The sequence below is a fragment of the Weissella sp. ESL1177 genome, from assembly GCF_058107185.1.
In genome coordinates, this window is record NZ_CM176591.1 from 1,975,357 (window position 1) to 1,993,145 (window position 17,789).

Annotated in this window: 33 protein-coding genes; 26 read left to right on the forward strand and 7 right to left on the reverse strand. The window is 34.0% G+C overall.

Translation table 11 applies throughout. The features are described from left to right. Nucleotides 1-98: 98 nt before the first annotated feature. From AC3B5D_RS09540 to AC3B5D_RS09560, 5 genes are all read right to left on the reverse strand, one after another. Nucleotides 99-467 (reverse strand): hypothetical protein, encoded by a 369-nt coding sequence (locus AC3B5D_RS09540; RefSeq protein WP_489840272.1) that lies wholly within the window; start codon nt 465-467, stop codon nt 99-101. Continuing rightward, nucleotides 460-837, reverse strand: coding sequence for a hypothetical protein (locus AC3B5D_RS09545; protein ID WP_489840271.1), 378 nt, complete (start codon nt 835-837; stop codon nt 460-462). The genes AC3B5D_RS09540 and AC3B5D_RS09545 overlap by 8 nt, the downstream gene beginning before the upstream one ends. Nucleotides 838-877: 40 nt before the next feature. After that, on the reverse strand, nt 878-1,453 hold the full coding sequence (locus tag AC3B5D_RS09550) for a hypothetical protein (RefSeq protein ID WP_489840270.1): 576 nt from the start codon (nt 1,451-1,453) through the stop codon (nt 878-880). Nucleotides 1,454-1,526: 73 nt separating this feature from the next. After that, on the reverse strand, nt 1,527-1,922 hold the full coding sequence (locus tag AC3B5D_RS09555) for a hypothetical protein (RefSeq protein ID WP_489840269.1): 396 nt from the start codon (nt 1,920-1,922) through the stop codon (nt 1,527-1,529). A 3-nt stretch (nt 1,923-1,925) separates the two neighbouring features. After that, complete coding sequence (locus AC3B5D_RS09560) at nt 1,926-2,273, reverse strand: helix-turn-helix domain-containing protein (protein ID WP_489840268.1); 348 nt, start codon at nt 2,271-2,273, stop codon at nt 1,926-1,928. A gap of 279 nt (nt 2,274-2,552) precedes the next feature. On the opposite strand from AC3B5D_RS09560, the gene AC3B5D_RS09565 reads away from it, so the two are divergent. Next, entirely contained in the window at nt 2,553-2,789 is a 237-nt protein-coding gene (locus tag AC3B5D_RS09565; protein ID WP_489840267.1) for a hypothetical protein, read from the forward strand. Nucleotides 2,790-2,820: 31 nt separating this feature from the next. Then, nucleotides 2,821-2,991 carry a hypothetical protein gene (locus AC3B5D_RS09570; protein WP_489840266.1) on the forward strand — a complete coding sequence of 57 codons (171 nt, stop codon included), beginning with the start codon at nt 2,821-2,823 and terminating at the stop codon, nt 2,989-2,991. A 15-nt stretch (nt 2,992-3,006) separates the two neighbouring features. Here the strand turns inward: AC3B5D_RS09570 and AC3B5D_RS09575 are convergent, their stop codons facing one another. After that, nucleotides 3,007-3,318 (reverse strand): hypothetical protein, encoded by a 312-nt coding sequence (locus AC3B5D_RS09575; RefSeq protein WP_489840265.1) that lies wholly within the window; start codon nt 3,316-3,318, stop codon nt 3,007-3,009. A gap of 318 nt (nt 3,319-3,636) precedes the next feature. On the opposite strand from AC3B5D_RS09575, the gene AC3B5D_RS09580 reads away from it, so the two are divergent. From AC3B5D_RS09580 to AC3B5D_RS09635, 12 genes are all read left to right on the forward strand, one after another. After that, complete coding sequence (locus AC3B5D_RS09580; protein ID WP_489840264.1) at nt 3,637-3,762, forward strand: hypothetical protein; 126 nt, start codon at nt 3,637-3,639, stop codon at nt 3,760-3,762. Nucleotides 3,763-4,053: 291 nt separating this feature from the next. Further along, entirely contained in the window at nt 4,054-4,761 is a 708-nt protein-coding gene (locus AC3B5D_RS09585) for a Rha family transcriptional regulator (RefSeq protein ID WP_489840263.1), read from the forward strand. A gap of 2 nt (nt 4,762-4,763) precedes the next feature. After that, complete coding sequence (locus AC3B5D_RS09590) at nt 4,764-5,162, forward strand: hypothetical protein (protein WP_489840262.1); 399 nt, start codon at nt 4,764-4,766, stop codon at nt 5,160-5,162. Nucleotides 5,163-5,171: 9 nt separating this feature from the next. Then, nucleotides 5,172-5,420, forward strand: a complete 249-nt coding sequence (locus tag AC3B5D_RS09595; RefSeq protein ID WP_489840261.1) for a hypothetical protein — start codon at nt 5,172-5,174, stop codon at nt 5,418-5,420. A 14-nt stretch (nt 5,421-5,434) separates the two neighbouring features. Further along, on the forward strand, nt 5,435-5,653 hold the full coding sequence (locus tag AC3B5D_RS09600; protein WP_489840260.1) for a hypothetical protein: 219 nt from the start codon (nt 5,435-5,437) through the stop codon (nt 5,651-5,653). 14 nt (nt 5,654-5,667) lie between these two features. After that, nucleotides 5,668-5,889: a hypothetical protein gene (locus AC3B5D_RS09605; RefSeq protein ID WP_489840259.1), complete on the forward strand. Its 222-nt coding sequence runs from the start codon at nt 5,668-5,670 to the stop codon at nt 5,887-5,889. A gap of 31 nt (nt 5,890-5,920) precedes the next feature. Continuing rightward, nucleotides 5,921-6,073 (forward strand): hypothetical protein, encoded by a 153-nt coding sequence (locus AC3B5D_RS09610; protein WP_489840258.1) that lies wholly within the window; start codon nt 5,921-5,923, stop codon nt 6,071-6,073. Between the two features lie 58 nt (nt 6,074-6,131). Next, complete coding sequence (locus AC3B5D_RS09615) at nt 6,132-6,350, forward strand: YqaI family protein (protein ID WP_489840605.1); 219 nt, start codon at nt 6,132-6,134, stop codon at nt 6,348-6,350. Further along, entirely contained in the window at nt 6,334-7,377 is a 1,044-nt protein-coding gene (locus AC3B5D_RS09620) for a recombinase RecT (RefSeq protein WP_489840257.1), read from the forward strand. The genes AC3B5D_RS09615 and AC3B5D_RS09620 overlap by 17 nt, the downstream gene beginning before the upstream one ends. A 2-nt stretch (nt 7,378-7,379) precedes the next feature. After that, nucleotides 7,380-8,198: a PD-(D/E)XK nuclease-like domain-containing protein gene (locus AC3B5D_RS09625; protein ID WP_489840256.1), complete on the forward strand. Its 819-nt coding sequence runs from the start codon at nt 7,380-7,382 to the stop codon at nt 8,196-8,198. Next, a complete protein-coding gene (locus tag AC3B5D_RS09630; protein ID WP_489840255.1) occupies nt 8,198-8,896 on the forward strand; it encodes a putative HNHc nuclease in 699 nt (232 codons plus the stop codon). The genes AC3B5D_RS09625 and AC3B5D_RS09630 overlap by 1 nt, the downstream gene beginning before the upstream one ends. After that, nucleotides 8,874-9,194 (forward strand): helix-turn-helix domain-containing protein, encoded by a 321-nt coding sequence (locus AC3B5D_RS09635; protein ID WP_489840254.1) that lies wholly within the window; start codon nt 8,874-8,876, stop codon nt 9,192-9,194. Before AC3B5D_RS09630 ends, AC3B5D_RS09635 begins: the two co-directional genes overlap by 23 nt. 204 nt (nt 9,195-9,398) lie before the next feature. Here the strand turns inward: AC3B5D_RS09635 and AC3B5D_RS09640 are convergent, their stop codons facing one another. Further along, entirely contained in the window at nt 9,399-9,698 is a 300-nt protein-coding gene (locus tag AC3B5D_RS09640; protein ID WP_150190922.1) for a hypothetical protein, read from the reverse strand. A 70-nt stretch (nt 9,699-9,768) separates the two neighbouring features. Between AC3B5D_RS09640 and AC3B5D_RS09645 the strand changes: the two genes are divergently transcribed. The 12 genes from AC3B5D_RS09645 (at nt 9,769) to AC3B5D_RS09700 (ending at nt 17,547) form a co-directional block, all read left to right on the forward strand. Continuing rightward, a complete protein-coding gene (locus tag AC3B5D_RS09645; RefSeq protein ID WP_489840253.1) occupies nt 9,769-10,305 on the forward strand; it encodes a hypothetical protein in 537 nt (178 codons plus the stop codon). After that, nucleotides 10,305-10,751, forward strand: coding sequence for a hypothetical protein (locus tag AC3B5D_RS09650; protein WP_489840252.1), 447 nt, complete (start codon nt 10,305-10,307; stop codon nt 10,749-10,751). The genes AC3B5D_RS09645 and AC3B5D_RS09650 overlap by 1 nt, the downstream gene beginning before the upstream one ends. Next, nucleotides 10,744-11,058: a hypothetical protein gene (locus tag AC3B5D_RS09655; protein WP_489840251.1), complete on the forward strand. Its 315-nt coding sequence runs from the start codon at nt 10,744-10,746 to the stop codon at nt 11,056-11,058. The genes AC3B5D_RS09650 and AC3B5D_RS09655 overlap by 8 nt, the downstream gene beginning before the upstream one ends. Before the next feature lie 42 nt (nt 11,059-11,100). Then, nucleotides 11,101-11,280 (forward strand): hypothetical protein, encoded by a 180-nt coding sequence (locus AC3B5D_RS09660; protein WP_489840250.1) that lies wholly within the window; start codon nt 11,101-11,103, stop codon nt 11,278-11,280. A 3-nt stretch (nt 11,281-11,283) separates the two neighbouring features. After that, nucleotides 11,284-11,460 (forward strand): hypothetical protein, encoded by a 177-nt coding sequence (locus AC3B5D_RS09665; RefSeq protein ID WP_489840249.1) that lies wholly within the window; start codon nt 11,284-11,286, stop codon nt 11,458-11,460. Next, nucleotides 11,447-11,866, forward strand: coding sequence for a YopX family protein (locus tag AC3B5D_RS09670; protein ID WP_489840248.1), 420 nt, complete (start codon nt 11,447-11,449; stop codon nt 11,864-11,866). The genes AC3B5D_RS09665 and AC3B5D_RS09670 overlap by 14 nt, the downstream gene beginning before the upstream one ends. A 97-nt stretch (nt 11,867-11,963) precedes the next feature. After that, nucleotides 11,964-12,278 carry a hypothetical protein gene (locus AC3B5D_RS09675; RefSeq protein ID WP_489840247.1) on the forward strand — a complete coding sequence of 105 codons (315 nt, stop codon included), beginning with the start codon at nt 11,964-11,966 and terminating at the stop codon, nt 12,276-12,278. Between the two features lie 91 nt (nt 12,279-12,369). Further along, the gene (locus AC3B5D_RS09680) at nt 12,370-12,570 is read left to right on the forward strand and encodes a YopX family protein (protein ID WP_489840246.1); all 201 of its coding nucleotides are present in this window, start codon (nt 12,370-12,372) and stop codon (nt 12,568-12,570) included. 314 nt (nt 12,571-12,884) lie between these two features. After that, nucleotides 12,885-15,149 (forward strand): BspA family leucine-rich repeat surface protein, encoded by a 2,265-nt coding sequence (locus tag AC3B5D_RS09685; RefSeq protein WP_489840245.1) that lies wholly within the window; start codon nt 12,885-12,887, stop codon nt 15,147-15,149. A 378-nt stretch (nt 15,150-15,527) separates the two neighbouring features. After that, nucleotides 15,528-16,082, forward strand: coding sequence for a hypothetical protein (locus AC3B5D_RS09690; RefSeq protein ID WP_489840244.1), 555 nt, complete (start codon nt 15,528-15,530; stop codon nt 16,080-16,082). 144 nt (nt 16,083-16,226) lie between these two features. Next, nucleotides 16,227-16,328: a DUF722 domain-containing protein gene (locus AC3B5D_RS09695; protein WP_489840243.1), complete on the forward strand. Its 102-nt coding sequence runs from the start codon at nt 16,227-16,229 to the stop codon at nt 16,326-16,328. A gap of 376 nt (nt 16,329-16,704) precedes the next feature. After that, nucleotides 16,705-17,547: a CPBP family intramembrane glutamic endopeptidase gene (locus tag AC3B5D_RS09700; protein WP_489840242.1), complete on the forward strand. Its 843-nt coding sequence runs from the start codon at nt 16,705-16,707 to the stop codon at nt 17,545-17,547. Nucleotides 17,548-17,789: the final 242 nt, after the last annotated feature.

Genomic DNA, 17,789 nt, shown 5'->3' on the forward strand with positions numbered 1-17,789 from the left:
TAAGTAAAAAGCGTACTAAAACGCTTGTTAATATTGAGATGCACGTACACCTAAAGTTTGGTCATGGAGGGTGTGCGTGTTTTTGTTTAGCTTAGTCTTTAAAAGATATAATCAATTGCCTGAGTTGTTGCCCAAATTATAATTGGAATAATCACTACACTACTTAAAATACCAAATAGCCAAGATAATTTAGTATTCATTGAGTCTAATTTTGTATCCATATTTGAATTTTTACTATTAAATCTTTCTAATTGTAAATCTATACTTGAAAAGCCTTTATCCATAGAGCGCTGAAGTTCTTGAACAATAAATTGTTGCCTGAGTTCGCTATTTTTAAGTTCTTCATCTGTAATAAAATGTTCTTTCACAGTTACATCTCCATCTTCCAAAACCTTACCATCATTATCAACTATTACTGCATTTGTTAATAGTGACGACTTGCCATCGTTAATGTCAAATTCAGCCATGACTCTCCTCCTTAAAAAATAGAACAGTCGTGGCTGTACGACTATTATTAATTTTAACATCAAAAGTTAACATATTTACGTTGTCTAAGTCTTTTTTATCCATTATAAGAAATGTTGTTATCTCACCAATTAAGCTTTCATTTATAGGGTTCTTAATTAAAGGGGTAGAAATACTTTTTTTAAATGAGTCCAATTCAGTTCCTGTTTGATCTTTAATTTTAACTTTTATATCTATATCTTTACTTTGAACGTTAATAAATTGAGTATGAATATCGAGAGCAATTCTATCTCCAGATTTGTTAATAGTCATTATTGGTTTATCGTGATTCATTTTTGTGACGTACAGAGCATTTATTTTTTCTTCATCCATAATAATTTTCTTTCCGCCACCTTAATGGGTGGCTTTTTTATTAATTATCACTGTCTTGATAATTATCAGGGTCATCAGAATATGCGTTCGTATCATCATCATTTGACTGACTCATATCATCACCGGTATTACTTGATACCATTGAATCATGTGTACCTTGTTTATATGCCCATTCACTTTGCAATTCACCAGATGTTTCTTGTTCATCTGGTGTTGCGTAAAGCGCATCTTCAACTGACATTCCCTTATTTTGCACTAACCATTGTGCAGGGGTGATACCATATTTATTTAAGAAAGCTGTTAGTGTCGTGTTTGAAGTTGGTTGACCATCATCAACACCAGAATCAGCCGTATCACTAGTTACTGATGATGAACTTACTTGCTGTTGTGATGGTGACATCTCACTACTAGAATTTGAACTTTTGCTTGAAGATTTTGAACTAGATTTTTTAGCACTATGTTTTTTGGTTTTGTGCGAACTAGAACTTGAAGATTTTAAATTTTTATGTGTTTCAACTTGTTTTGTACTGTTGTTATGATTAATCGCCAGACCAGTTCCACCGCCGGCTAACAATAGCACAATTAGTCCAGTTACATAATATTTCCCATACTTCATTTGCCCATACTCCTCAAGCTTTTAACGTGATTCCTTTCTGCACGTAATATATGTCGCCTTAACGGGCGGCTTTTTATTTAAGTAAATTTTCAAATTCTGAATAAGCAACATCGTATAAATCATTATTTAAGTGATTAACTTTCAAGAAATTAGCAATATCAACAAATACCGGCAAAGATGTACAACTATCTAAAAAGCTTTTTGCCAACGTATGAATCATAGCTCTATCCGCTTCGCCTTCTTTATGAATACGAGAGGTTGGAGCTTCAATAGAACTAATTTTATGTTTGTTACCTACGTGTCCATTAATTTCATGAATAATGACATCACGTCTTTCAATATCATTTAAACCGGCTTTTACAAAAATAACCTTAGCTTCAGGTACATACCATGCTTTTGCAGATAAATTAGTAGGGGCTATTAACATCGTAATACCATACTTTTTTAACAATTCACTTGTTTCCGACATATATTAATCCTCTTTATTATCGAAATAAGCTCTTAGCATACCTTTTAGAATTGTACGATCATTGTCGGACATGGGTTTACCACCATAAGCAACAGCACCATCTAGCATATGTTCTAAATCATCATCAGTCGGTGTTTTTTTATTTGCGTGCATATCATCTGTATTACCTAATAGGTAATCGACTGAGACGTTTAGGACGTCAGCAACGGCTTGTAGTGATTTTGCAGAAGGTTCTTTTGTTTTCCAACCGTAGACCACGTTGGGTGATAGCCCCGCTTGTTCGGATAGAGTCTGTAAACTACTAAATCCATGTTTTTTGGAAATTGTTTTTACTCGTTCAAATAGTGTCATATCAGTACCTTTCAAGGTAAAAAAATAATAATCACTCTAAAAATATGTAAAAAGGTTGTAAACATATCTATGGAGTGGTATATTATTCATGTACCAAAGTTCTTTACAAAAGTGGTGCACAAAAGTAATTACTAATAACGATAATCTTTGACAGGAAACGGCGTTATAGAAGTTGTTTTATGTGCTTTATTTATGTGTACATAATACCACTCTTTAGAGTGACTGTAAACAAAAGTAGGGAACAAAAGTACACCAAAATAATAAAAAGGAGGTTAACCGATGGTAGCAATCACAATTAATCAATCTTATTTAGACAGAGTTGGCCGATTGGTTGGAGAAATATATGCAGCTCAAATGACAGAAAAAGAAGTCTATGAGCATTTAGGTATTTCTAAATCGACGTGGATAAAAGTTAAATCAGGAACTGCAGGGCAGAACACAATTGATCGTGTTTTAAATGATTCAGAAATGTATGTATCTGGCGTATTAAACGAACGTCGTAAGCAAGTTAATTAAAGGATAAATAATAATTGCAGGAGATATAGCTATGAAATTAATAATTGAAGGTACAGAAAAAGAGATCAAAAAAACGCTCCAAGATATTGTTGGTAGCAAGGAACGCGAAAATAAAAATACAGATATTACATCTCGTGAAATTGCAAAAACTTTGAATACTAGGGGGCCTATTGACCTGAGTTGGTTTAATCAAAGTGATTAAGAAATTTTACTACGGTTAATCATTAAATGATTTACTAGATAATTTAAACATACGCTCAATATTCATTTGTGATGACAGTGTACCTTTTATAAAATGATTTTCTGAACTTATTTCGGATAGAAATAGTCCGTCTTCATTATTAGCATCAATTGACAAAATCGAGTCAAATAAACCAGCAATTGATTCTTTAGGCAAAGTACTATTAATCAGAAAAGTTGATTGATTTAAAGCGACTACATGTTTGAAATTTGAACGCAGAATAGTAATTATATCAACCACATGTTCTTTACTCATTGGAAAGAAGCTAAGTATTAGAGTTCTATTCATTAATAATCTCCTTTCATCAGTGTAGGGGAGGATTGCGACACTCGCATATATAGTTTATCAAAAAGATACAGAAAGGAGCTTGTAAAGATGGATGAAAATTAATTGCCCACCATTATTCTGGTTTGGCGTTGGGTTTATAACCATTATCACGATAACTGTAGCATTTATCTGGATAATGGCAAACATCGGTAAACAACCTGAAGACTGTCGGGGAACATTAACACAGTTTATTGCTTATACGTTTCTAGGCCTAGTTGCGATTTATATTTCAATACTGTAGATACGTCGGAAACAAGCTAAATAAAGGAGGTTATGAAGATGGATGTAGAGAGCAGCTATTTCTTTCTTAAATATGCTAAGCATTTAGCTGAAAAGGATATTGAAAATAAAAAAGATACAAACGCCGAAGCGATTGCATCGATTTTGCAAGAGATTAATTTGTAATCTCAATTGAAGAAATATCAGATCAATTAATTGAAAATTTTGTATCACCAACTAAATTAAGTACACCACGAATATTGTTTAGATTAATTTTATCTACAGCAATTTCAACTTATTCGCTAAGGACGGAATAAGTTGTTGTGCTAGTTACGTTGTTGATTTGAATTTTAGGTAAATCTTTCGATTTGTTATTTGTACGAATAATCCAATTCATTGTAAATGCTCCTTTCATTGATGTAGGGAGTATTGCGACACTCACAAATCAACTATAGCAATAAATAAAGGAGAAAAAGTATGACACAAACAGAACAACTAGTTGAACTTCAAAACGGAGTGGCAACCACGACATCATTACAGGTAGCAAGTGTATTTGATAAGAATCATGACAAAATTTTACGAGATGTAAAGAAACAAATTAAAAAAATTGGCTCGCCAGATGTGGCGAACGAAATGTTTCAAGAAAAAGAATATGAAGTTCGAGGCAGAACTTATCCAATGTATCAAATGAACAAAGACGGTTTCACGTTACTTGTCATGAGCTATACAGATGATAAATCAATGCAATTCAAGCTTCGTTACATTCAAGCGTTTAACGAAATGCAAAAACAACTTAACCAACAATCATTGCCAATGACTAATGATGAAAAATTAGCTGTAATTGCAAAAGGTAATCTTGATTTAAAAGGTGAAGTGGATGAGGTGAAAGCCAAGGTTCAAGAGCTTGACGGAAATCAAGTTTTGAGTTCTGCGCGATATGAGTACATTTCACGCATTGTTAGTAACAAGGTAAAAGAATATATCACTTTACACAATTTGAATTATAAAAACACTGTTGGTGACTTGCGAAAAGACTTAAATCATCAAATCAAAGTTGTTACTGGTGTGAAAATTCGCCGGGATTTACGTGATAAGGATTTTGAGACAGTTACAGAATTAGTTGCTAATTGGACACCAACAACAGCAACAGTTATGCAATTAAAACAGACGGAGTTGGATGTGTAATTATGACGATTATTTTAATTTTACTTTTAGTAGTCGTTGTAATTTACGAAACATACACGAATCGATTGATAAAAAGACAGCAGCAAACAATCGAACGGCTTAATGAGCTGTGTGATAGCAGAGCAAATGACTTTTACAAGATGTCAGATAATGCAAAAGAGGCAATTGAAGCTTATAGATTGGCGCAATTTAACCACGAATTGATATTAAGCATGGTTGGTATAGAAATTTCAGATGATGTTAATAAAACAGCTAAAAGCATTGAACAGGCAGTGATTAAAGCTGGCTATGACCCAAATTCAATTTCAGAAAAAGGACGTGAAATTGTTCTTAACGCTCACAAAAATGGCTTGATCAGTGATGAAGTTATGAAAACTTACATGAGTATGGAAAGTAGGTAAAAAAGATATATGTCTACAAATACAACATCAATGACCGTTTTTGAAGGTGTGGATGCATTTGATACTTGGTCAAAAAATAATGGATATGTTCGTGGCACGGGAGCACGTGAAATGTTCGCAGAACGTACAGGAAAATCTACACAATACATTTCTCACGTTTTAACAGATCAGGAACACGGACGTGCAGCATATAACACTTTAAATCAAATATTCTTAATCACTGGTTACAAGGGTAGTAACTGGGTCGTTCATAGATAAGGAAGGTTAATAAGATGGCTAGAAAAGTAATAGATTCTGACCCATCTAGTTCAGCTGTTGGTGCAATGTTAGCAGCGCATTTATTGGGTAAATCATATGACTATTTTCATAATCACATTCAGTATTGTGAAAAATTTACTCGTAACGTACCCAATAAAACGCCAAACGATTTTAGACCAACATATTTAAGACATGATGTTGAGCGATATAAGCAACTAAATGATTGGTGCTAGAAAGGATATAGAACATGACAGAAACAGCATTTTTTTGGAAACTGCTAAAAGCAGCATTGCCCCCAGCAATTGCATTAACAGTAGTAATCATGACGGTAGCTTTGGTTATTCGTAATTACGGCGGTGAGATTGTTCGTTACGTTGGTCGGCTCATGAAGTGGCTAGTCATGATGATGTTTGGCGAACCAGAGGCAGCACATCGTGTGACAAAAACTTGGCGTGATCAGCAAAAATAATTAATCAACTAGAAAAGCAAGGTAATGATTAATGGTAACGATTGAATTAGCAATTGCATTAAATAATGAACGTGATCGTGTGTTCAATAATTACTTATTCGCCCCCGATATGGTGGCACAAGTTTTACACATGAGAGCGGAAGTAGAGCATGAAATTAATGCAGATATGCGAAAAAACGTCTAACCATTGCAGTGGTCAGACGTTGGGGTAATGAGATTTAGAGCTCAAATTACCCTTCTACATTAACACAAGGAGGCTTAACATGCCAAATGATTTAATAGATCCGCCTAATGATGAAGAACCTTGGGGATATGACTTTGAAGGTGATGAAATCGTCATTGGAGATGAAGTTGTTGAAATTGATAACGAATATATCCCTATTGAAAAAGCGGTGACTTACTTAATTTCATATGGAAATGCAGTTAATACGGAGGAACGGACTAATGACAGAGAGTTTTAATATTGCAAATACAGCAATGCAACAACGAATTGCTAATTCAGTAACGGAAAATTTCAAAGATTTAGTAAAAACACAAGGGTTTAAAGTGCCCGATGGTTATCATGTGGCTAATGCTTTACAAGAAGCGGTCGCAACGTTACCAACAGTGAACGGAATCAATAAAGTTTCAGCTGATTCAATCAAGAAAACATTGTTCGATATGGTCGTGCAAGGATTAAGTCCAGCTAAAACTCAAGTTTATTTCATTGCTTATGGTAATCAGCTACAAATGCAACGTTCTTATTTCGGAACACAACAAGTATTAAAGCGTTTGAAAGACATTAAAGATATTCAAGCTTATGTTGTACACCAAGGTGAGCAATTTGATGTTGATTACGACGACAATGGGGAATTAGTTGTTACAGCTCATCATACCGAATTCGATAAGTTAGATAACGATATTGTCGGTGCGTATGCAGTTATCACTAAGTCTGATGGTAAGAAACAATATGAGGTCATGACTAAGAAACAAATTGATACATCTTGGGGACAAGCACGAACTACCAATGTTCATAAGAAGTTTCCTGAGGAAATGGCAAAGCGTACGGTTATCAATCGAGCAGCTAAGAATATCATCAACACATCCGGTGATGATGATAATTTGATTGCAGCGATTAATGGTACGACAGCCAATGAATTTGGTGATGATCCAAAGGATGTTACACCACAACCAGTTGAGAAACCAAAGCCAAATGCTTTATCACGAATGGCTAAAGCTGCACCTGAACAAACTGAACAATCAAAAGAGCAACATCAAGTTGAGCCACAACAAAATGATGAAAAGCCACAACCTGTAGAACAGCCAGAATTGGCTTCTAATGACGTTTCAAATAAAGATGAACAAATACCTGAAGAACTTACGAAAGACGTTCCAGAAAAGGCAGAGGACAATCATGAGGCAGTTCAAGATGATGAAGAAATCATTCTCGATGATGATGGCGGATTTAGTCTAGACGATTTGTTTAATGATTCGAAAGAGGGTGAATAGTGATGGCAGAAAAACTAAATTACTATGATCCAAAAGATGGTTATATTCATATGCATGCATCAAACTTCAAAAACTTTTTGTTTAATGGTGAAGTTGAAGCATTAGCTAACATGGCTGGGACTTACGATATTTTTGAGAATAAAACAGCCTTGTTAGTTGGAAATTTTTTGCATTCGTATTTTGAAAGTCCAGAAGCACATCAAGCATTTAAAGATGAGCATCCAGAAATTATTTCACAACGTGGAAAAAGCAAAGGTGAATTAAAAAGTGAATTCAAAGTTGCACAGAAGATGATTAAGCGTATTGAAGCTGACCCAGTGATTATGGCACTAGTGAATGGTGCGACTGATAAAGAATATGTAATTGACGGTTCAATTAATGGCGTTGATTGGCGAGGCAAGTTAGATGCAGTCAATTTAGAAGAACAGTATTTTATAGATTTTAAAACAGTTAGATCACTGAAAGAATTTCATGGCTTAGTTGGTGGTGAATGGTCCGACTATTATAACGAGTACGAAAACTTTTTTATTGGTAGAGGATATCACATTCAAATGGCAGCCTATCAAGAAATGCTCAAACAAATGACTGGTAAGGAATTCGAAGTGTACATTGTGGCGGTCAGTAAAGAAGATGAACCATTAGCTGATATCTACAAAATTGACCAAGAAACGTTAGATAGTGGCATGCGTGAAATATTAGCAAATCAAGACCATATTGTCAGATTAATTAATGGTGAAGAAAAGCCAGTACAGACCAACACGTATAGTCGATTGTTTCGGTCAACTTATCGTGTTGATCCAGAAAATGTAGGAGTTTTGTAATGGATTTATGGGGAAAAATTACAGCGATAAAGGGTAATCAAGTAGTTATTACGCTTGAAAATCGTGAAGAGTTGGCTAATTTATCCCTATTCACAACTTCAGAGCAACCGCAAGTAGTCGTAGATGTGCAAGATGAACGGCGGTTAAGCAATCTACAGCGCAAAAAAGCGTATGCAATCATTGCAGAAATTGCTAAATGGTCGGGTATGTTTCCGGAAGAGTGTAAAGAGTGGATGAAATATTATTTTACTGCTGAAACTGGTAATCCCTATTTCAGTTTTGCAAATACTGATATGACCACAGCCAGACGATTCATCACGTTTCTATTAGATTTTGCAATTAGAAACAAGGTGCCTATGAAGCATAGCGGTATGACTTATCAAGATGATTTGGATATGTACATGTATATGTCATTGAAACATCGGTCTTGCGTAATTTGTGGCAAAGATGCACAGATACACCATATCGATACTGTTGGCATGGGAAATGATCGTAAATTGGTTGATCATCGTCGGAAACATTTAATTGCTTTATGTGAAGAACACCATGAAGAAACACACCGAATTGGTTGGCCAACATTTAAATCTAAATATCATGTCAAAGGCATTTTATTGGATTCGCAAACGCTAAATCGGCTTGGCATCATGACTTACAAACGGATGGAGGAAATCGATAATGATACGAAGAGAACGACGTAAGAGCAATTTCAGTCAGATACCAAATGAAACTTTACGTGATGGGAATTTATCAAACAGCGCATACAGGTTATTGATGTACATGCTTTCGATGTCAGATGATTGGATATTCAGGAATAGCAAGATTGCAAAAGACCTAGGGCACAATGCTCGTTGGGTATCAAATAATATTTCTGAACTCGAAAAAGCCGGCTATATCACTCGTAATAGGGTTAGAAATAAGCGTGGTCAAATTATTGAATGGGAACGTATTTTGCATGAATCACCACATGTTGCAAAAGGGACATCTGGTAAATGTTGATATGACGGGATTAGCCACATGTCGCAAAAACGACATGTAGTAAAAGGACACCCTAAGAATATCAATATTATAAGAATATCAATATTATAAGAATATCAAGGTCTGTCCGCCGTGTATCCGCTATCACAGTATATAGAGAAATAACAAGTTTACGGAACGGACGAAAAATAAAAAATGACCAGAAAAATTCTAGTCATTTGTCTATTATTTGAAATCATTAGGACGTAGTCCATGAACTTTCTCAAAGAAATCATCACCAAAGTATTCGATTGTTTTTTGAGCATTGGCTAACGTAGTACCAAAAGTCAATTGGAGTCCTGATGATTCGAAATTAGACCTATCAGCTTTTACATCTGTATCAACAAACAGTTTATCGTAAGTATTTGGAACGCCATTATCGTCCCAAGTACCCAGAAGTAACCAATGATGTTGCAACATATAGTTTATTTCAGATGTATAAAATGCATGGATATTTACCACAGTTTCAATGTATTTTAGTTCCATAATTTGCTCCTTTGTAACATATAGCTACTAGTTATCTAAATTGTATCAAAAATTTTATAGGGAGTGGAAAGTGATCGATAAGGAAAAGATTAATCCACAAATATTAAAAGAATGGACGGCTGCAGAGCTTCCAAAAAATAAATACTTTGTTGGAGATATTAATAGTTATCTGTCCATCTTAGAAGTAGCCACTAAAAGTAATCTAGAAGCTAGAAAAATATTAATTTTGGCTATTCGTGCAACTAAATCTGAAGGTGGGCATACAAGTGCATATGTAAAAAATAAAATTGAAAGTTGGGTTGCCAATAATTTAAAAACGGCTGCAGAGGTTGGCCAATATGTAGAAGAATCACAAAAAATACAGTCTAAGAGGCGATATGGTCAGCCTTTGAAAAAAGAGACCAAAATGATTAAGCCCACAAAAGATGATATTCAAAAGCAAAATGAGCATTTGGCTAAAGAACTTGGATATGAAAGTGTTGAGGCAATGGCAAAAGGCACTCATGACATATTTATAAATTTAAGGCAAACACGTTCGGAACGTTTGGCCAATAAAGCAAAAACTGGGTTAACAGCAACTGGTCATCAGGTAATCAGGAGATTTTAATGGCAAAGTTAGTAATTCCACTCAATGTGTTTCTCATTGCAACAACAAAAAATAAAAAACGGCGCTTAGTGTATATGACCTTAAACGAATGGATCGACATTCATGGCAAACCAAAAGGTCGTATGATTGCAGCCAGTGATAAAAAGAAAATTCAAGCAAGAATTAGATTGTACGTTGCTCAAGCAATGGTTGATGGTCTTGAACCAATCAACAAGCACACACGTCTCAATTTAACTTGGTACTTGGAAAATAGACGTATTGATTTAGATAATTGGAGTTTTACTCGTAAGTTCATTTTAGATGCCTTTCAAGAAACTTCTGTACGTGGCAAGGTGTTTTTACCTAACGACAATTTAACGTACATAGACGGCATACATGATGACTTTATAGGTATCGATAAAGATAATCCTCGTGTTGAAATAGATTGGAGTGATGAAAGTGGTTAATAGTCAAGTAATTTCAAATAAAGCAGCCCATGAAGAAAGCTATCGGCAATTTGTTGTATTACGAGAACAAGGTTTGGAGCTATCTGATATTGCTAAGCGATTAAATATTAAACCAACCACGATTAGCGGCAATTCCTATGAGTGGCGCTATCAAATTGAGCATAATCGAAAACAAAAACACCGCACAAATCTGGTAGAAATGCGTAAATATTTAGCTGATATTAACCTAAGATACGATAGTTTGAAGGATGTACCTAAAGATGATGAGGCTTTAATTCAGTTACGAAAAGTTCTCAATGGTAAATAGAATCAACAGCCAAGAGTGAAACGACTGTAAGCCCGTCTAAAAATGTATGGCGTATATGACAAAGAAGGGTTGCTTGTCTTAGTTGGTGACAAGCAAGAAGTAATGACATTTACAAATTTAACTGCTGGATCGTTTGCCAGTACGATTAGCCGTATGAAAAAAGGCAAGCGCAAATATACAAATAGTGGTTATTCAATTGTTGAATTAAAGGGTATGGGTTGATAAATGAGTGAAGGACTACTTGAAGCACAACTTGTGCTAGGCAAAGAAGCATTGGAAACAGCAATTGAGATGGATGGTGATAAGTGGTTACGCAAATGCACTATTCCATTCACATTACAAGATAACGGTACAAAATTCAGAATGACGATTGAAAAGGTTGAAGATAATGAAAAATCTTAAATTTAGAGTGTGGAATAAAATGTATCGCTGCTATTTCAGTACAGAAAATGGTGGTGAGTATGCCTTGGAAGAAGCGGGAACTTTGATTGAAAGTGATGATTACCATTACTTTGATGATGTTCCAGATAACCAGGAATGTGTTGTTGAACAGTGGACTGGCTTAAAGGATATGAATGACACCGACATTTACGAAGGTGATATTGTCAAAATCTTACGGACAGGTACAAGAAGAAGCATTGGTTTTGATGAAATTATATTTTCAGAAGCACGTTTCTGCTTTAAACACGAAAATATTCGAGACGATTTTCTGTCTTTCTTATCTCACTCAGATATCTATAGCTTGAAGATCATTGGTAACGTTCATGAAAATACCGAGCTAGTGGAAAAGATAGGAGTACCAAACTAATGAAAAATATTGCACCAGTAAAATTAGCAATGCTTCTCATAGCACTAGTAACAATTGTTGGCGTCATTTGCGAAACAATAATTAAGGTGGTGGGCTAATGGGACAAAACAAAGATATCGATGAAACAGCAATCATGAATGATACGACACTTATTAGTGTGAATGAGCATTTTGATCAAATGGCGAAATTAAAATCAGGGCAAGATGATATTAATGACAAGGTACAACATGATCTCCAGTCATTAGCTAAGATACAAACTTATGAAGATGAGCTTATCAATAGTCATGATAAAGAGCTGGATCGTATCAGTAAAGATTTGACGTTCACAATGGTTACGCTGTGTATCGTATCCGTGTTACTACTCGTAACAGTTATCTTTCTGATATTTGTAATTAATCAGGTGGGCATATGACAACAACAGTGATTAGTTTATTAATAATTTTATGCATGGTACTTGATGTATTGCTAATACTCATGGTTAGTAAATTGGGCGGTATGTGGTGATGAGAAGAATTAAATTTAGAGCGTGGTATAAGCTATTTAAAGATAATGGGGTTGGAACTGGATATAAATCTGGAAACAGCGTTATTTCATTTCACTATATGTCACCAGAACAATATACAGGTTTTAAAGACATAGATGGCAATGAAATCTATGAGGGCGATATTTTGCAGAATCAGGATACGGGCAGGGCAGGATTGTAGCAACAGTTACTTATGACGATGGTTCTTATTGGTGTGTTCCCAATCTGCTTATCGACTGCTTGGATTGTAATGTCATTGGCAATATCCACGATAATTATGAACTGCTGGAGGAATGGTGATTAAAATTTTTATATATCACAGTAGTGTTATAAACGTGTTAATTATTTAACTTTGTCAATAAAGTATATTTTTAAAACGTGTCTTTAATAATATGCACTTTTATGGTATGAATAAGACTATTTTGAAATGAAATAAGAAAGTTAAGAATATAAACTTATTTTGTGGGAGCGTGAAAAATATTTAAGGAATAGATTATGAGAAAAATTTTAGTAATAAGTTTATTGACAATTTCAGTAACATTAATGGTATCTAATTCTTTAGAATCGAAAACTACGTATGCAGATGAAACATCACAAAGTGAAATAAATATGCAATCAAGTAGTACAGATATTCAAACTGGTACATGGGGAACTTGTCCTTATAAATTTGATCCTAGTACGGGAACTTTGACTCTAGAAGGCGGTGAATTATCAACAGATTCCCCGGTGAATAGACAAGATGTAAAATATATAAAAATTATCGATACCGTAAAATTACCTGAGGATTCAAGCTATTTATTTCGAAATTATTCTAATTTAGAAGATATAGATGGTAGTAATAAAATAGACACATCGGCAGTTACAGATGCATCAGGTATGTTTTACGGTACCAGTAATTTAAGACATTTAGATGTCAGTGGCTGGGATACTTCAAATATTACAAGTATGTTCAGAATGTTTGATGGTTCTGGGATTGAAGATTTAGATGCTAGTAATTGGAATACTTCAAATGTCACAAGTACGGGTGACATGTTTGAAGGTGCCAGTAATTTACAAAATTTAAATATTAGCAGTTGGGATATGTCGCATGTTACAGATGTATTAGATATGTTTTCTGATACCAGCAACTTAAAAAGCCTAGATATTAGTGGTTGGCAGTTAAAAAGTTTGACAAATATGACTAGAATGTTTGATGGTTCTGGGATTGAAGATTTAAATACTAGTAATTGGGATATTTCAAATATTACAAACATGGCGTGTATGTTTTGGAATACCCGTAATTTAAGACATTTAGATGTCAGTGGCTGGGATACTTCAAATGTTACAAATATGTCGTCAATGTTTGATGGTTCTGGGATTGAAGATTTAGATGCTAGTAATTGGGATACTTCAAATGTCACAAGTATGAATGACATGTTTTACGGTGCCAGTAATTTACAAAATTTAAATATTAGCAGTTGGGATATGTCGCATGTTACAGATGTATTAGATATGTTTTCTGATACCAGCAACTTAAAAAGCCTAGATATTAGTGGTTGGCAGTTAAAAAGTTTGACAAGTATGGCTAGAATGTTTTTTAACTCTGGGATCGAAGATTTAAATACTAGTAATTGGGATGTTTCAAATATTATAAACATGGCGGCTATGTTTTGGGATGCCCGTAATTTAAGACATTTAGACGTCAGTGGCTGGGATACTTCAAATGTTACAAATATGTCGTCAATGTTTGAGGGTTCTGGGATTGAAGATTTAGATACTAGTAATCGGGATACTTCAAATAATTGGGATACTTCAAATGTCACATGTATGGAGGATATGTTTTCTGATACCAATAATTTAAGACATTTAGATGTCAGTGGCTGGGATACTTCAAATGTTACAAATATGTTCAGAATGTTTGATGACTCTGGAATTGAAGATTTAGATGCTAGTAATTGGGATACTTCAAATGTCACACGTACGGATTACATGTTTTATGGCACCAGTAATTTACAAAGTTTAAATATTAGTGGTTGGGATATGTCAGGTGTTAATACTTATACTTTTATGTTTTATAACAGCTCGGTAAAAAAGTTAATCTTAGGTTCTAAATGTAGGCTTAATTTAGATGATTTTTCCTTACTACCTGATGTACCGAATAATGATAAGTATACAGGAAAATGGGTGTATGCAAAAAATGCGATGGGAGATACAGTGGTCGATGGGCCAATATATACATCAGATAAATTGTTAAGTGACTTTAATGAGCCTGGAACGTATATCTGGCAGAAAGTTAATAATACTCCTGGTTCATCAGGTAGTAGTTCATCAAGTGATGTGAGTTCATCAAGTTCATCGTCATCAGACAGCAGCAGTTCGTCGAGTAATGATACGTCGTCAAGTAATGTTAACAACAAGCCAAACAATTCATCATCAGACAGTAGCAGTTCATCAAGTAACGATACACCATCAAATAATGGTACGTCGTCAGGTAATGTAAGTAAACCAAACAATGGTAGTGGTAATACTACACATCATAATGCAGCGACTGCACCTCTTGAAAATTCTACGGTAATGAGTAATACCAATCAGCCAACAGTATCAGAAAAACAAAAACAAGTTGGTTCAACAAAGAGTGGTGACAGCATAGATTTGCCTAAAACGGCAGTTAAGTTGGTAAATAATATCAATGATCATAAGCAAATTTATGGTACATTACTTACAGTAGTGGCTGTACTTGTAAGTGGATTAATCTGGATAAAAGCAAAGCGTAAGCATTAAAAATAAATTTAAGTGAAAAAGAGCCGCTATACATCAAACAAATGTTGACGTGTAACGGTTTTTTAGCATATTCCTATTATATAGGAGGACAAAAACTTGGTGCTATTAGATACGGATGATCAAGAAATCGGCGAGGATTTTTCGATATGAGTGCGTACTACTATTTTAAAGACTATGACGGGTGATTTAAAGAAAATTATATTTACTATACTGTACTAAGCAAATAACATCAAACAATCATACAGAACTCGTAGCAAGTGGCTAATTAAACATCTGATTAGCAAGGAATTAGCAGGATATTATTACTGGGTCGAGAAACGTGACCATCATCAAAAATTGATATAATATATGTATAATTTAAATTGAGGAATTTTAAAGATGGTTAAAAAGTTGAAATTTTTGATACCACTAATATTGTTAATTGTGTTGTTGATTTTTGTGGGTGATACAATGTTTTTTGAATTCAATGAAAGCGGGGAAAATAACAGCAATACATGTCAAATATTAATTAATTCTGCTAAACGGGCAAAATATGATTTGGAAGACCTAGACACAAAGGTTAAAGTTGCCGATACAAATATGACGTATGGTGAACTGAACACGCAATTAGAGGATTTAAAGAAGAATTTAGAAACAATTGAAGAGATTGACCCAGTAACCTTGTCAAAAACTGACTTGATTAATTATAAAGTCTATCATCATGACCTGAAAATGGTGGTTAAATTGTCTGAAGTTGCAGCTAATGATTTACGTAAGAAGCAAAGTACAACTGTTAGCGATAAAGATGAATTAGATTCAGATATAGCAGATCGACGACAATATCATGTGACTATATCGCGATTAGTACAGGTTTTAGAACAAGACGAGAATGGATTAAAGCAACATAGAAGTTTGTTTGACATCAATTATGCAAAAGAAAATCCTAGCAATTAGAAATCCAGTATCATGAACTTAATAAACGACTACATGTCACAAAAGTCGATGTGTGGTGTTTTTGTTTATCTTAGTTATTCCACTTAAGAATATATAAGATGCATGCTATAATTATGGAATATATAAACGTTAGAGGGGACATTTATGGCTTGTAAGTTAGATAAGGTATTGAGTGATTATTTTATAGGTCGATTAGAAGCAAATATCAAGTTACGCAAGATGGAATTGGAGATTGAAACCGAATGAGTTATTAAAACCAGGTAAAATAACCTTATATAACGGGAAAAATCTAGGTAACTATTTTAGTCGTCTGCCTGATAGACATGTGCTATAATAATGCAAGAAAAAAGGATGTCCTGCGTGAATAGGACTTCCTAGTAGATACGTTTAAGACAGGACAATTTTATAGATTATAAAATATATCGTCAGCGGCAGCTGACTTCATTTGAACTGCAGCAACGACTGAAATTACTTTATAAGCTTATTGGTCACGTTCCATTAGTTCAACTCTTTTCATTATTTCGTCCACTCCACTTTCTACAATAAGTCTTAAACTCATTATACAAAACAGACATTTCTATTTGCTATTCAGATTATCAAATTTTTTAGGGAGATTTAATTGATGAAGAGGTTCTTTTATACATTCTTCGATATTTTTGCTATTTTATTTTTAGTAATTTTTTCGCAGATTATCGGGGGAATTGATATTCCGTCTTTAATGGATAATCATATATATACACTGCTAAAAACAGACTTTCTTGCTAGTATTATCTATGGGATAGTTTTTATTTTTGGTTTTACACAATTAAATAAGCGGTTTTATCATTCAACATTTTCGTCTATTACTTTTCCACCTAAATTTAAAAAAAAATACTGGTGGTATGTGATCATTCTAACAGCTATGATTGGTTTATTTACTTTAGTACAAGGAATAAACATTCGTTTTCCTAAACTAAATTATTATGAATTTGCTCAAAATTCTATTAGTTTAATTTTCTCAGCAACACTTGTTGCACCATTAGTAGAAGAAATTACCTTTAGGGGTGTGATATTAGGTCAAATTAGTAAACGATATAATCAAACTGCAGGTATTTTAGTTTCGTCATTACTTTTTGGCCTTGTTCATTTAATGAATGGTGCCTTAGGATTTTGGAGTGGACTCCAGTTAGTCTTATCCGGTATGTTAATGGCGCTTGTATTATCTTTAATTTATGTAAAAGAGCAATCTATTTGGGCCAGTTATTTAGTGCATGCAAGTTATAATTTTTTGTGGTCGGTGTTGCCAGTACAAAATGAAAAAACGGTTGATTGGCCAATTCAATTTATTTTTAAAAGTAAAAACCAATTTTTAACTGGTGGCCAATATGGTACTGACTGTAGTTTACCGAATATTTTAGCGTATTTGTCAATGATCATTTTGATAAGTTTCGAAATGTATCGAGCAAATAAAAAAACTGATTGTTAGTAAATAATTATTAATTTTATGGGCGTTACTTTTGTTGATATATTGATTATCACCTACTGGCTTAACCATGTGGTCGAATAATTATATATGAATGATTTAACTGACGTTGTCAGAAAGTCAAAAAACCGCTATACATCAATTAAATGTTGATGTATAGCGGTTTTTTAGTGTGTTTATGATTGATTATATTATTATAAATTGTATAATATAAATAGCAATATAATATGTGGGAGGATGGGGAA

What these genes read in the sequence shown, in the direction of transcription:
- AC3B5D_RS09540 (WP_489840272.1), bottom strand. Translation starts at nt 467, where the DNA reads ATGGCTGAATTTGACATTAACGATGGCAAGTCGTCACTATTAACAAAT.
- AC3B5D_RS09545 (WP_489840271.1), bottom strand. Translation starts at nt 837, where the DNA reads ATGGATGAAGAAAAAATAAATGCTCTGTACGTCACAAAAATGAATCAC.
- AC3B5D_RS09550 (WP_489840270.1), bottom strand. Translation starts at nt 1,453, where the DNA reads ATGAAGTATGGGAAATATTATGTAACTGGACTAATTGTGCTATTGTTA.
- AC3B5D_RS09555 (WP_489840269.1), bottom strand. Translation starts at nt 1,922, where the DNA reads ATGTCGGAAACAAGTGAATTGTTAAAAAAGTATGGTATTACGATGTTA.
- AC3B5D_RS09560 (WP_489840268.1), bottom strand. Translation starts at nt 2,273, where the DNA reads ATGACACTATTTGAACGAGTAAAAACAATTTCCAAAAAACATGGATTT.
- AC3B5D_RS09565 (WP_489840267.1), top strand. Translation starts at nt 2,553, where the DNA reads ATGGTAGCAATCACAATTAATCAATCTTATTTAGACAGAGTTGGCCGA.
- AC3B5D_RS09570 (WP_489840266.1), top strand. Translation starts at nt 2,821, where the DNA reads ATGAAATTAATAATTGAAGGTACAGAAAAAGAGATCAAAAAAACGCTC.
- AC3B5D_RS09575 (WP_489840265.1), bottom strand. Translation starts at nt 3,318, where the DNA reads ATGAATAGAACTCTAATACTTAGCTTCTTTCCAATGAGTAAAGAACAT.
- AC3B5D_RS09580 (WP_489840264.1), top strand. Translation starts at nt 3,637, where the DNA reads ATGGATGTAGAGAGCAGCTATTTCTTTCTTAAATATGCTAAGCATTTA.
- AC3B5D_RS09585 (WP_489840263.1), top strand. Translation starts at nt 4,054, where the DNA reads ATGACACAAACAGAACAACTAGTTGAACTTCAAAACGGAGTGGCAACC.
- AC3B5D_RS09590 (WP_489840262.1), top strand. Translation starts at nt 4,764, where the DNA reads ATGACGATTATTTTAATTTTACTTTTAGTAGTCGTTGTAATTTACGAA.
- AC3B5D_RS09595 (WP_489840261.1), top strand. Translation starts at nt 5,172, where the DNA reads ATGTCTACAAATACAACATCAATGACCGTTTTTGAAGGTGTGGATGCA.
- AC3B5D_RS09600 (WP_489840260.1), top strand. Translation starts at nt 5,435, where the DNA reads ATGGCTAGAAAAGTAATAGATTCTGACCCATCTAGTTCAGCTGTTGGT.
- AC3B5D_RS09605 (WP_489840259.1), top strand. Translation starts at nt 5,668, where the DNA reads ATGACAGAAACAGCATTTTTTTGGAAACTGCTAAAAGCAGCATTGCCC.
- AC3B5D_RS09610 (WP_489840258.1), top strand. Translation starts at nt 5,921, where the DNA reads ATGGTAACGATTGAATTAGCAATTGCATTAAATAATGAACGTGATCGT.
- AC3B5D_RS09620 (WP_489840257.1), top strand. Translation starts at nt 6,334, where the DNA reads ATGACAGAGAGTTTTAATATTGCAAATACAGCAATGCAACAACGAATT.
- AC3B5D_RS09625 (WP_489840256.1), top strand. Translation starts at nt 7,380, where the DNA reads ATGGCAGAAAAACTAAATTACTATGATCCAAAAGATGGTTATATTCAT.
- AC3B5D_RS09630 (WP_489840255.1), top strand. Translation starts at nt 8,198, where the DNA reads ATGGATTTATGGGGAAAAATTACAGCGATAAAGGGTAATCAAGTAGTT.
- AC3B5D_RS09635 (WP_489840254.1), top strand. Translation starts at nt 8,874, where the DNA reads ATGATACGAAGAGAACGACGTAAGAGCAATTTCAGTCAGATACCAAAT.
- AC3B5D_RS09640 (WP_150190922.1), bottom strand. Translation starts at nt 9,698, where the DNA reads ATGGAACTAAAATACATTGAAACTGTGGTAAATATCCATGCATTTTAT.
- AC3B5D_RS09650 (WP_489840252.1), top strand. Translation starts at nt 10,305, where the DNA reads ATGGCAAAGTTAGTAATTCCACTCAATGTGTTTCTCATTGCAACAACA.
- AC3B5D_RS09660 (WP_489840250.1), top strand. Translation starts at nt 11,101, where the DNA reads ATGTATGGCGTATATGACAAAGAAGGGTTGCTTGTCTTAGTTGGTGAC.
- AC3B5D_RS09665 (WP_489840249.1), top strand. Translation starts at nt 11,284, where the DNA reads ATGAGTGAAGGACTACTTGAAGCACAACTTGTGCTAGGCAAAGAAGCA.
- AC3B5D_RS09670 (WP_489840248.1), top strand. Translation starts at nt 11,447, where the DNA reads ATGAAAAATCTTAAATTTAGAGTGTGGAATAAAATGTATCGCTGCTAT.
- AC3B5D_RS09675 (WP_489840247.1), top strand. Translation starts at nt 11,964, where the DNA reads ATGGGACAAAACAAAGATATCGATGAAACAGCAATCATGAATGATACG.
- AC3B5D_RS09680 (WP_489840246.1), top strand. Translation starts at nt 12,370, where the DNA reads ATGAGAAGAATTAAATTTAGAGCGTGGTATAAGCTATTTAAAGATAAT.
- AC3B5D_RS09685 (WP_489840245.1), top strand. Translation starts at nt 12,885, where the DNA reads ATGAGAAAAATTTTAGTAATAAGTTTATTGACAATTTCAGTAACATTA.
- AC3B5D_RS09690 (WP_489840244.1), top strand. Translation starts at nt 15,528, where the DNA reads ATGGTTAAAAAGTTGAAATTTTTGATACCACTAATATTGTTAATTGTG.
- AC3B5D_RS09695 (WP_489840243.1), top strand. Translation starts at nt 16,227, where the DNA reads ATGGCTTGTAAGTTAGATAAGGTATTGAGTGATTATTTTATAGGTCGA.
- AC3B5D_RS09700 (WP_489840242.1), top strand. Translation starts at nt 16,705, where the DNA reads ATGAAGAGGTTCTTTTATACATTCTTCGATATTTTTGCTATTTTATTT.